The following is an 11,507-nucleotide window of genomic DNA, read 5'->3' as shown; positions in this document are numbered from 1 at the left end:
ATGAGTTACAAGGCGAAGTTCCGCGTGTGGCGGGGCGAGGGCGGCGAGGGAAAGCTTGAGGACTTCACCGTCGAGGTGAACGAGGGCGAGGTCGTCCTCGACATCATCCACAGGCTCCAGGCCACCCAGGCCCCTGACCTCGCGGTCCGCTGGAACTGCAAGGCCGGCAAGTGCGGCTCGTGTTCCATGGAGATCAATGGCAAGCCGCGCCTGGGCTGTATGACCCGGATGTCCACCTTCACGGAGGACGAGACGATCACTGTGACGCCCATGCGGACGTTCCCGGTGATCAAGGACCTGGTCACGGACGTGTCCTTCAACTACCAGAAGGCCCGCGAGATCCCGTCCTTCACCCCTCCCGCGGACGTACAGCCGGGCGAGTACCGCATGCAGCAGATCGACGTCGAGCGGTCCCAGGAGTTCCGCAAGTGCATCGAGTGCTTCATGTGCAACAACGTCTGCCACGTGATCCGTGACCACGAGGAGAACAAGCCCGCCTTCGCCGGTCCGCGTTTCCTGATGCGGATCGCCGAGCTGGACATGCACCCCTACGACGTGGCCGACCGCAAGGACTCCGCGCAGGAGGAGCACGGCCTGGGGTACTGCAACATCACCAAGTGCTGCACCGAGGTCTGCCCCGAGCACATCAAGATCACCGACAACGCGCTGATCCCGATGAAGGAACGGGTCGTCGACCGTAGGTACGACCCGCTGGTCTGGCTCGGCAACAAGATCTTCAAGCGGTCCGGCTCGAAGAGCTGACACCCCCGCCCCGGCGCCGGTCACCCCTGTGACCGGCGCCTCGGCATGTCAGGGGCGACCCCGTACGGCTCGCGCCACCGCGTTGACCGGCCATTTCCTGTCAGGACATATCCGGAAAAATGCCGATGAATTATTGGGGCCGGAAAACTCGCCCTCTGGCCGACATAACGCCTTTGACCAGGTATTTCACACCAAATACCCCCGGGCGGTCGCCCGGGGGTAGGTGACTACTTCTTGCGGAACAGGCCGCGCTTCTTCTTGCCGCCCTCTCCGGGGAGGGGGTAGACCGCGGTGCCCGAGGGGCCCGAACCGGGTGGCTCGAAGTTGGAGACCTCGGGGGCCGGCGCCTCAGGTTGGGGAGCCTCGGGCTTGGGCGCCTTCGACCTGCCCTTCCTGGACTTGGCCGGGGGCAACGGTTCCAGCCCGAAGGGACGGCGGGCGCCCTGCGGCTCCTGCGGGCCCCCCGAGGGTTCGGGCCTGGTGCCGGGCAGCGGCTCAAGGCCGAAGGGACGCCGAGGCTTCTGTTCCCCCGCGGGCTTGGTGCCGGGCAGCGGTTCGAGACCGAAGGGACGCCTGGCGTCCTGCGGCTCCTGCGGGAACGGCGCCCCCGGGAACCCGCCCGGTCCCTGCGGCCCGGGAATCGGGCCGGTGAACTCCCCAGGCCCTCCGGGGAACCCTCCTGCTCCACCGGGGAACTCGCCGGTTCCGCCGGGGAAGCCGCCCGTCCCGCTGGGGAACTCGCTCGTTCCGCCGGGAAGGTCGCCGGGCGGGAACGGCGCTCCGGGGAACTCGTCCGGTCGCTGCGGGAACGGCGCCCCGGGGAAGTCCCCCTGCACGGCGCCGGGAACGTCCCTCCGAGGAGCGCCCGGAGGATCCTGCGGGAGGGGGCCGTCGAAGCGCTCCGAGCCCTGGGGGAACGGCCTCACGGCGTCCCCGGTGAACTCCTCCGGCCGCGGAGGCTCGCCGTACCCGGGATGCTGCTCCTGGCCGAAGGGCTGCTCCTGGCCGGGAACCGGCATGTAGCTCGTCGGCTGCTCGTACTGCTCCGGCGCGTAGCCCTCGGGAAGAACCGGGGCGTACATCTGCATGGGGACGAAGCTGATGATCGGGGCGTAGGCCGTACCGCCCTGATAGACCGTGGGCGGCATGCCCGGCGCGGGCGCGTAGGCGGCGCCCTGCGGGTAGAGCCTCGGGTCGAGTCCGGCACCGGGGCCACGCGGCCCGGCCCTGCGTACGGCGGAGGCGTGGGCCAGACGGCGCAGCCTGCCTTCGAAGATCAACACGGCGAACAGCACCAGCAGCGCCAGGACCAGCGCCGGGATGCCGAGCCGCTGGCTCAGCCCGGCGGCGTCGAAGTCGGAGCCCGCGTTACGGATCTCGTAGGGCACCGAGGCGGGCCCGTTGTCCTCGAACGTGGAGCTCTCGGTCGGCTCAGGCGTGGCGCCGGTCACGGGGGCCAGAGTCGGGGTGGGGGTCGGCTGCTGGGTCTCCTCAGTGGTGGGGAAGACCGGTGCCTGGTCGGAGGGTGTCGGATCGGCCGCCTGCGTCGAATCGGGAACCACCGGCGCGGAGGTCGGCGTGTCGACCACCACCGGGGCGGGAGTCGGCTCCGGAACCTGCGGCTTCTTGGTCTTCTTGGGCTTCGGGCTCGGCGTCACGGTGACCGTGGTGGTCACCGTCTTCTGCGGGGTCGGCGAAGGGGGAAGCGGGTCCGGGTCGCTGGTGACCGTGACGGTGACGACCGGCGTCGGCTCCTCCTCACACGGCCCGGCGGGGTCGATGTCGCATCCCGGGATCTCCGAGGGGTTGGCGGCCAGCAGCCGGGTGACACCGACCGGGGTCCGGTTCGCGAACGGCGCGTTGGCGACGACCAGTCCCGCGCACACTCCCACCGACACCAGGACGGCTGAGACGGTCGCCGCACGCCGTGATCGCCTCACAGGTGCCCTCCGAGGATTCCCTATACAAGCCCAGTCAAGTCAAGGAAATACTAGTCGGATAAAAGGAATAACAAACCCCTGTTTCATGACACCTATCGCGTACCGCGTCTGCGCTGAATACGCGCCTGCAGCCACAGCAGACCGAGCAGGCCGCCGACAGAACCCCCCACCACGGGAAATCCATTCGCGCCAGTCAAGGACGGAGTCCACAGGGCCACCGGCTCGATCTCCTGACCCGGCCCGTCCACGTCCTGGGGCAACGGCGCGCCCGGCGGCGGGACGTCCGTGGCGATCGCGGGGGACACGGGGGGTCCGGCGCCGACGGCCGTCGGCGCCGCCAGCGGCATCCTCAGGTCGGGGTCGTTCCACAGCGGAGGTACCTGCCCGGCCCCCGGCACACTGACCGCCGCCCCGGCCCCCGGCATGTTGGCCGTCTGCCCGGTCCCTGGAACACCGGCCGGGACCGGCGGCCTGGGAACCTCCGCCCGCCGCCCGGCACCCGGCCCCTTCGGCGCTTTGGCCGCCCCATGCGACCTGGGCGGCTTGACCGTCTCGTACGGCCCAGGCCCGGGCTGGACACCCGCCTCCGCGACCTCACCTCGGTCCCGCCCGGGGTCAACCCCCTGGTCCACCTCCCCGGAACCGCCTTCCGGCGGCACGACCTCCGCCTCCGGAACCGGACGGACACTCCCCGACCCCTGAACCGGCGGGACGACCTCCACACCCAAAGCCGGAGGGACTGCTCCCGATCCCTGTACCGGACGGGCGGCCCCCGGTTTCCGGACCGGCGGCACGACCTCCGCCCCCAGGACCGGATGGGGGACCCCTGTCCCCTGCGCTGGAAGGGTCTCCCCTTGCTCCCGGACCGGCGGAGCCCCCTGGGCCGGTGGAATGGTTCCCGGCCCCCGGATCGACGGGGCCCACGCGCTCTCCCGCCCTCCTGCCCCCGCCTCTCCCGGCGAGCCAGGAACCCCCCGGACTTCCGGCGTTCCGGAGGTGCCCGGTGCCGACGAACCGCTTCCCTCAGGCCGCTCCCAGGCGATCGGCTCGATCCCGATCCCCTCGGAGCGCTGCCGCGTCAGGGGGTCCGCCTCCCCGAGGCCGCCCGCGGGCCGTGCCCCCCGCAGGCCGGTGGCCGTACGGGTCACCCACTCACCCTCCGGGGTGCGCATCCGCAGCAGCGCGGCCAGCCCAACGGGCCAGTCGCCGGCCGTGGGCGCGCCGACCAGTACGTCAACGGACGTGCGCGCGCCCACCTCCCCCAGGAGGCACTCCCGCCACCCCTCCGAAGCCCCCGACGGCCCCGAGCCCTCCAAGGATTCCACCGCGGCCCCCGGCTCAGGTCCCGATCCAGGCCCCGGCGTGAGTCCCGACGCGGGACAGCCGACGAACCGGATCTCCGTACCCGGCGTCGCCACGACCGTGAGCCGCGCCTCACTGCCCGGCCCGCTCAGCCACACCCGGAACCCCGCCGTCCCGTCGGCACGGCCCACGTCCGGTGGTACGGCGTCGCCCGCCCCGGCCGCGTGGATCCCCGGCCCCCCGCCAAGGACGAACGCCCCCGCCCCAACCGCCGACATGATCCGGGCACACCGCCACCATCCGGTCACCACATCTCTCCGATCCCCCGATTCGGACACGCGACAACAAACGTTCAGTGGTGTTATGTCACAGTGAGTAGCCGATCAACCCCCGCCGAGCCGACCTTGTACGGCCCGCACGATCGGCAGGTCCGCAGGAAGCCACGGCACGTCGTAGAGTTCGTGACCGGCCAGCCAGCGCAGGTCCAGGTGCTCCTTGGCCTCCGGCTCGCCCTCGACGATCCGCGCCAGCCAGACCCGCAGCACGTATCCACCCGCCAGCGGCCAGTCACCGCCGATCTGCTGCCCCACCTCGACCAGGACGCCGAGTTCCTCCTCGCACTCCCGGACCAGCGCGGTGCGGTCGTCCTCCCCCGGATCGACCTTCCCTCCGGGGAACTCCCACCCGCCCGCCAGCTCAGGGGGGTCGGCGCGCTGCGCGGTGAGCAGTCTCCCGTTGCCGTCGACGATCGCGGCTCCCACAACGACCTTGTCCATGGGCCCGATTGTGTCAGCCCTGCTCCCTCAGCCTGAGCTGCTCGACGACCTGGGGGTTGGCCAGCGGCCGGGTGAAACCGACGATGCCGGTGCGGTCCTTGTAGGTCGTGACCTTGATCGGCCCGCACAGACGGCACCTGGCCTCGACCATCTTGCCCGGTGAGACGATCATTCCAACGTGTCCCGGCCGGTCGGCCGAGGTGCCGGGCCCGGCGTTGAAGAAGACCAGGTCTCCCGCCTGCTCCTGCCCCTCGGGCACCTTGACGCCGAACGGCCACTGCCCGAAGGTCGTGCGCGGGATCGTCAGGCCGACGCTGCGGTAGGCCATGTAGATGATCCCCGAGCAGTCGAAGGCGTCGGGCCCCGTGCCACCCCACAGGTACGGCTTGCCACGCTGGTTCAGGGCGTACTCCAGGATCCCGGCCACCGTGCCGGAGGGGGCCGCCGCGATCAGCGGCTCGTCGCAGAGTTCCTCCGCCTGTGGCGGCACACCGACCGCGCCGTCCTTGGCGTACCGCTCGGCGATCTCCATGACCTGGTCGACGTACCACCAGGCCCGGTTGTAGACGAACAGCGACCTGCGCACGTTCTCGGGGGCGCCGTTGTGCTTGAGCATCTTGGCCGCGCCCAGGATGGCGTCGGCCGGGTTGTAGACGTCCGCCCAGCCGTCGCCGTCGCCGTCCGAGGCGTAGCCGTTGAACGTCGACGGAATCTTGATCTTGGCCTTGCCGCCCCAGGTGCTGATCAGGAACTGCATCGGCCCCGCGGCGCCCGCGTAGTTGGTGCCGCTGCTGACCCCCGGCAGCGTCGAGCGTCCGTGGTCGGTCTCCCGCTTGCCGACCCCGGCGAGCACGTTCCACTGCACGCCGATCTTCTTGGCGCTGGCGCGGTACTGCTTGAGGTACTCGGAGGGGATGTCGGAGGCCGCGGTCTCCGACTCGTCGCCGACCGGTTGCGCCCTGTCGTTGCAGTCGGGCAGTTCACCGCCGGTGAAGGACGGGAAGGCGCCGACCATCAGCACCGGCGCCATGCTCAGCGTGAACAGGCACAGCGCTCCGACGGCCAGGATCAGCGCGAGACGGATCCTTTTGTTGTCCCTCATCCGGCCGCCCCCGGGAACCCGGAAGGCGCGCCGTACGGGATCAGGCGGACGAGCATCGGTTTCCCTCTCATCCGGCCGCGCCCGAGGACTGGTCGTCTCCGTCCTGTCCCTCGTCGGCGGGCTGCAGGTCGTGGATCCGCCACTCGGTGCCCATCTCGACGACCGTCACGGCGTAGTCGGCGGTGCGTTCCTTGGCGCCGCTCTTGGCGGTGACGGTCTGGGTCCCGGTGACCACGAAGATCACCGAGGACCGCTGGATCTGCCTGATCTCCTTCACCTTCGCCGACCCGACGGAGACCACCTCGTCGGCGGTGTTGGCCGCGATGGTGCCCGGCGAGGTGACCGTGCGCAGCAGCACGTCGGCGAAGTCCGACGTGGTGTAGCTCCTGAGCCGGTCACCGTAGGCGGAGGGCTGTTCGTCGTAGCTGAACGTGCCGTACTCGACGGTGAACCGCCGGGCGTAGTCGGCGGCGGCGGCCAGTTCCTGCTTGGTCATCGGCAGGTAGGAGTAGACGTCGAAGGGCGCGTTGCTCGCCGTCGCCTCGGCGTGCGGCGGCTCGGCCTCTCCCCGTGTCGTACGGCTCACGCCCGCCGGTTCGGCGGCGGGCTCCTGCCCGCCGCCGTCCGGACCGGACCACATGGTCAGGTAGAGCCCGACCAGCGCGAGCACCGCCACCAGCACCGCGAAGACGACGCCCCGCCTGCCTTCGACCATCGTCAGTCCTTATCGGGGTTCGAGGCACGCAGCCAGAACGGCGCCGCCTCGCCTGCCTGCCTGTCGCGCTCCGGCCTGCTGGCCAGCCAGAGCGGCGGTGCCTCGGAGGACCGGCCGCGTCCCGCGTCGTCCCGGGAACCGGAAGAGCTGAAGATGCTGCCGCCGGACCTGGAGGAACCGCCCGAGGAGCCGGAGCCCCGCGGGCTCGACTCGGCACGCCGGGACCCGCCGCCGTTGCTGCCGCCACCGCCGCCGAAGAGGCCGCCGCCGGACCGGCCACCGCCGGAGGAACCGGACGACCTGCCGCCGCCGGAGGACGGCCTGCTGCCCGAGGACGGCGCGGAGGACCGGCCGCCGCCCGACGATCTGCCCGTGGACGACCCGCCGGAGGAGCCCCGTGGAGCCCAGCCCCCCGACGACCCGCCGAACCAGCCACCGCCGGAACCCGAGCCGCTCGAACCACCCGAGCCGCCCGAGCCGGTGCCACGACCGGCTGAGCCCGTCCTGGCCGGGGCGGAGCCGCCCGCGCCACCGGACAGGTTCAGCGGCGGGGCCGCGCCCGTGCGGGTCGCGGTGACGGGACGCCCCACACCCTTGCGCCGGTTGCCTGACTGGGCCTCGGTGTCCAGCGGCGCGGGCTGCGCGCCTGCCGGGACCCGGGTGCCCGCTCCCGCGCCCCGGTCGCCCTCCTCGCCCCTGACCTTGCCCTGGGCGACCGCCGCCGCGGCCGTCGCGACGGAGGCGCCGCCCGCCATGGCCGCCGCCTGCAGTACGGGCTCGGCCTTGCGCATCCCCCACCGGCCCGCCCTGGCCGCCGCGACCGGGGGCAGCACTCCTGCCGCGCGCTGCAGGGTCGGCGCGGAGGCCGCCTCACCCAGCATGCGCGTGGTGAACGTGTGGCCGTCCATCGAGGAGAACAGGTGCTGGAACGGCCGCCGGTAGAAGAACACCGCGATCGTCATCAGCGCCATGAACATGACCTGCATGCCCCACGGCAGCTCGGTGGCGATGATCAGGGCATAGCCGTACACCAGGACGCCGAGGACCAGTGCCAGCACCGCCTGTCTGAGCAGGGTGCCGATCAGCATCTCCACCCAGCGCATCGCTATGATCCGCCCCGACCCCGGATGGACGCCGATCAGCAGGAAGACCGGCGCGAGGATCAGCAGCAGCAGGAACCCGATCTTCAGGACCAGCAGCGAGACCGCGACCAGGAAGATCAACAAACCCGCGACCATCGCGGCCATCAGGGCGCCGATCGCGATGCCGAGCCTGCTCGTCCAGTCCTTTCCCTGGAAGAGGAAGAAAATGGGGGTGTTCTGCAGCTTGCTCGCGACCTCTTCCTCGTATCTTGCCTGGTGGGCATTGGTGTTTGGCGTCTGGTTCGCCTTCAGCTCGGCCGCGTCCAGTGCCTGGATGTCCAGCAGCTTCGACCCGAAGGTCTTCACCACCGGCGCGTTGGGGTCGGCGGTACCGAACACACCCATGAGCCACGGCTTGCACACCAGGGTCGACCAGAGCGCCTCGGCGTTCTGGTCGACGCCGGGGACGCCGGTCTGACCGTAACCACCGGGCTTCGCCTGGGGATTGGCGACGTCCTTGGGAGCAAGGCAGGAGGCACCGCCCGCGTTGGGCAGATTGGAGAAGGCCGAGTTGACGACCTCTCCGGTCTTGTCCGTCACGGTCTTGCCGAGGCCGGTGAAGTCGCCCGGCCTGCTGAAGAACCAGACGGCGACGGTGACGGCCAGGACCATCCAGATGATGCCCTCGGCGGTCGTGGTCGCACGTTTGCGGATGAGGCCGTACCACGCCAGCCAGATGGCGCCGAGGATGACGATGGGCCGCAGGTACGGCCAGTACATCGCGTCGGCCAGGTTGCCCACGATGTCGTCGACGACGCCCTTGATCGACTCAAGCGGCCCCTCGGTCGCCGCCGCCTGGTAGGTCGTGATGGTCAGCCGGTCGAGCGCCTTGGCCCAGGAGAAGACGGTGTTGGCGGTCATGTTGCCCATGACCGCCGCGACGTCGCCGCAGCCGAGCCCGTAGGTGTGCCAGAACTGGCCGCCGGTGCCGTACCGGGCGTAGTTGCTCTGCGGGGCGGCGCCGGGCGCGGTCGGCGCCGGGGTGGGTGCCGCGGTGGGTGCGCCCGCCGTGGGCGTGTCCGGAGGCGGCGCCTTGACCAGACCGTCCACACCCGAGCCCACGATCTCGGGGGCCAGGTCCGGGGAGAGGTCGCAGGGGCCGGCGGCGACGGCGGTCGAGGCCCCCGTCGGCACCAGCATCGGTAAGGCGAAGAAGGCGGCCAGGGCCACCAGGGTGATGGCTATCCGCCTGCGTAGTCGTCTCTTGCGGGAGTTTCTGCTGCCCTCGCGGGAGCCCTTCATGACCGTACCTCCAGCGCCGTGGCCCCCGGCCTACTGACTCTGTCGCCCCCGGAAAGATCATGCACGTTCTCGGCGGGTTTGTCGTGGGTCGGATTCGTGTCCAGCCAACGGAGCAGCTCATCGGAGATGAGGTCCACCCCTATCCGCCCCGCGCGCCCGTCCAGATCCCGGAAAACACACTCGCCGTTGCCCAGCGAGCGCAGCACCGCCTTGTGCTCCTCGGAGGGTTCGACCCCGAGCAGCGCCATGACATGGTCCACCTCCACCCGTTCGGTGGACCTGAAGGCGAACACCGACGACAGGCAGTTGGTCACCTGTTCGTTCAGCAGGTCGCCCGCGTTCTGTGAGACCAGCACCAGCGCGGTGTTGCGCGAACGCCCCATCCGGCTGACCTCGGGCACCAGCTTGGCGCCCTCCGGGGTCGAGGTGATGGCCCACGCCTCGTCCAGGAAGATCGCCTTCGGCGTCCTGCGGTCGAGGCCGTTCATGAGTCCCCTGGCGAACTGCGCGACCAGGTAGAGCAGCGCGACGGACAGCCGCTGTTCGTAGGAGTAGTCGTCTCGGCCCGTCGAGGCGTCGGGAAGCGTCAGACCCCCCAGCGTGAAGACCGTCGTCCAGCCCTCGGTGTCGATCTGGTCGCCGCCCGACGGGTCGAAGCACAACCGCGCCAGGTGCATCTCCGACATCGAGCGCAGCACGGCGCCCAGGTTCTTCGAAGCCGCGTCCTCGGTCTGTTCGAGGAAGTCGACGACCTTGCCCAGCGACGGATCCGGCCTGGCGGAGACCGCCGCGACCGCCTGGATCATCGCCGACTCGCGCTCCTCCGACATCCGGGGAAGCAGCAGCCGCAGCGTCTCGCTGGCCATGGTCTTCTTGGCCGCGATGTCGTCGCCGAAGGAGAACGGGTCGAGCAGGCCCGGCGCCGCCGAACCGAGCGGGATGACCCGTGCCTTCCTGCCCCGCGCCCGCAACAGCTGGACCAGGGAGTCGGCGTCACCCTTGGGGTCGATCACCGCGACCGTCACCCCGCGCAGCGCCATCTGATAGATCATCAGCAGGGCCAGCGTGGTCTTGCCGCCACCCGGCTCACCGGTGATCGCGATGGCCGTCGGCCGGTTACGGGTCGCCGCGACCAACGGGTCGAAGTGCACGATGCTGCGGGCCCTGCCCAGGGTCTCCCCGATGTACGGTCCCATCCAGCCTGCGTTGCCCTCGTCGACCCGGTCACCGAGATCGACGGTCGCGCCGGCCATGCCACCTGCGATCGTGCGCAGCGGCTGTCGCTGGGCGTAGGCGTTGACCCTGACCTTCTCCCCGGGAAGCGCCTCACAGAACAGCGAGAACTGGTCGCCGGTCGAGTTGACGATGTCGATGCCGATGTCCCGGTAGTGCTCGACGACCGCCTCGACCCGCTGCACGCAGATCTCCTCGGTCGGGGCGGACACCATCAGCCGGTGCCAGCCGTACACGAAGGGCAGGCGCTCCTTGGTGATGCCGTGTTCGAGCATCCGGGCCGCGTCGATCTGCTCGGCGAGCGCCAGTGGCGCCTCCGCCCCGGCCTCGCGGATGTGGATGTCCATGTCACGGGCGTGCGCGAGCTTGCGCGCCACGTCCTTGCTCGCCTTGATCGGCGAGATCAGTCGCATCCTGGAGCTGATCTCGACGGGGAAGGGCAGCTGGTCGGCGAAGTGCATCCACGGTTCGCCGTCGGGGAAGGGCATCAGGTCGGGGAAGCGGGCGAAGGACAGGTGCGCGACGTAGGAGTCGCCGTCCGGCTGCTCGATCCGCAGCAGGGACCTGCCGTTGTGGATCTGCCCCTCCACGAGGGACTCGATCTCGCCCCTCCCCCACTGCCGCCTCGGGCTGGCCGAAGGGGGCGGATCGCCCAGGGAACCGGTCGCGGCGTGCTGGAACAGCCAGGCGATCTCGGTCGAGGTCGCGTGCCTGGCGTACAGCGCACTCGACGACAGGGCCCGTCCCAGACGCTCGGCCTGCTCGCTCCACCGGGTGATCTCCGCTTTGGGGACGTGGTCGTCCTCGATGCCCAGGACCTTCTCACCACGCTGGTAGAAGCCGAACAGCTGGGACAGCACCCCGGTGCCGAGTTGCCTGCCTCGCGCGCCGAGCCGTACGCCGAGGTAGACCTCCTTGGTCCAGAAGTCCTTGGCCCAGACGTGCCGGTACATCTCCTCCAGGTAGTCGCGCCAGCCCGGCCCCTCGTCGGAGGTGGCGTCCAGCGCCATCGCCCATTCGGCCGCCGGGTAGGTGCGGTGCGCGACCCGCAGGTGCACCTCGGCGTCCGGCATCCTGATCGCCGCGAGCGCGATCGTGATGTTGGTGGCCAGCGCCTCCCGTTCATCGGGGGTGATGAACTCGTAGCTGACGGTCGGCAGCCGGAAGTACGCCCAGACCGACGTGTCGGTCAGCAGAATCCTGTCGTCGAAGTAGCGGACGGCCAGACGGTTGCGCGCCCGCGAAGAGCGGCTCACCCGTGCCCCCCAACCGGCACGACCTTTCGGGGGTTCA

At 70.5% G+C, this 11,507-nt stretch carries 8 protein-coding genes; 1 reads left to right on the top strand and 7 read right to left on the bottom strand.

Annotation, left to right across the window (positions count from 1 at the left end; all coding sequences use genetic code 11):
• The gene (locus ACFYY8_RS09005) at positions 1 to 762 is read left to right on the top strand and encodes a succinate dehydrogenase/fumarate reductase iron-sulfur subunit (RefSeq protein WP_352013759.1); all 762 of its coding nucleotides are present in this window, start codon (positions 1 to 3) and stop codon (positions 760 to 762) included.
• A 227-nt stretch (positions 763 to 989) separates the two neighbouring features.
• On the opposite strand, the gene ACFYY8_RS09000 is transcribed toward ACFYY8_RS09005, so the two are convergent.
• From ACFYY8_RS09000 to ACFYY8_RS08970, 7 genes are all read right to left on the bottom strand, one after another.
• Positions 990 to 2,702 (bottom strand): hypothetical protein, encoded by a 1,713-nt coding sequence (locus ACFYY8_RS09000; RefSeq protein ID WP_390038720.1) that lies wholly within the window; start codon positions 2,700 to 2,702, stop codon positions 990 to 992.
• 92 nt (positions 2,703 to 2,794) lie between these two features.
• Positions 2,795 to 4,282 (bottom strand): hypothetical protein, encoded by a 1,488-nt coding sequence (locus ACFYY8_RS08995; RefSeq protein WP_390038718.1) that lies wholly within the window; start codon positions 4,280 to 4,282, stop codon positions 2,795 to 2,797.
• Between the two features lie 105 nt (positions 4,283 to 4,387).
• Positions 4,388 to 4,780 carry a (deoxy)nucleoside triphosphate pyrophosphohydrolase gene (locus tag ACFYY8_RS08990; protein ID WP_352013763.1) on the bottom strand — a complete coding sequence of 131 codons (393 nt, stop codon included), beginning with the start codon at positions 4,778 to 4,780 and terminating at the stop codon, positions 4,388 to 4,390.
• Between the two features lie 13 nt (positions 4,781 to 4,793).
• Positions 4,794 to 5,882, bottom strand: coding sequence for a C40 family peptidase (locus tag ACFYY8_RS08985; RefSeq protein ID WP_390038716.1), 1,089 nt, complete (start codon positions 5,880 to 5,882; stop codon positions 4,794 to 4,796).
• 67 nt (positions 5,883 to 5,949) lie between these two features.
• Positions 5,950 to 6,597, bottom strand: coding sequence for a conjugal transfer protein (locus ACFYY8_RS08980; RefSeq protein ID WP_352013765.1), 648 nt, complete (start codon positions 6,595 to 6,597; stop codon positions 5,950 to 5,952).
• Between the two features lie 2 nt (positions 6,598 to 6,599).
• Complete coding sequence (locus tag ACFYY8_RS08975; RefSeq protein ID WP_390038714.1) at positions 6,600 to 8,981, bottom strand: type IV secretion system protein; 2,382 nt, start codon at positions 8,979 to 8,981, stop codon at positions 6,600 to 6,602.
• On the bottom strand, positions 8,978 to 11,470 hold the full coding sequence (locus ACFYY8_RS08970; RefSeq protein WP_390038712.1) for an ATP-binding protein: 2,493 nt from the start codon (positions 11,468 to 11,470) through the stop codon (positions 8,978 to 8,980). Before ACFYY8_RS08970 ends, ACFYY8_RS08975 begins: the two co-directional genes overlap by 4 nt.
• Positions 11,471 to 11,507: the final 37 nt, after the last annotated feature.

The sequence above is a fragment of the Streptosporangium sp. NPDC001559 genome (genome assembly GCF_042893955.1).
In the GTDB taxonomy this organism is placed as follows: domain Bacteria; phylum Actinomycetota; class Actinomycetes; order Streptosporangiales; family Streptosporangiaceae; genus Streptosporangium.
Note: the sequence above shows the minus strand (reverse complement) of the source record. Positions and strands in the feature narration are given on the sequence as shown.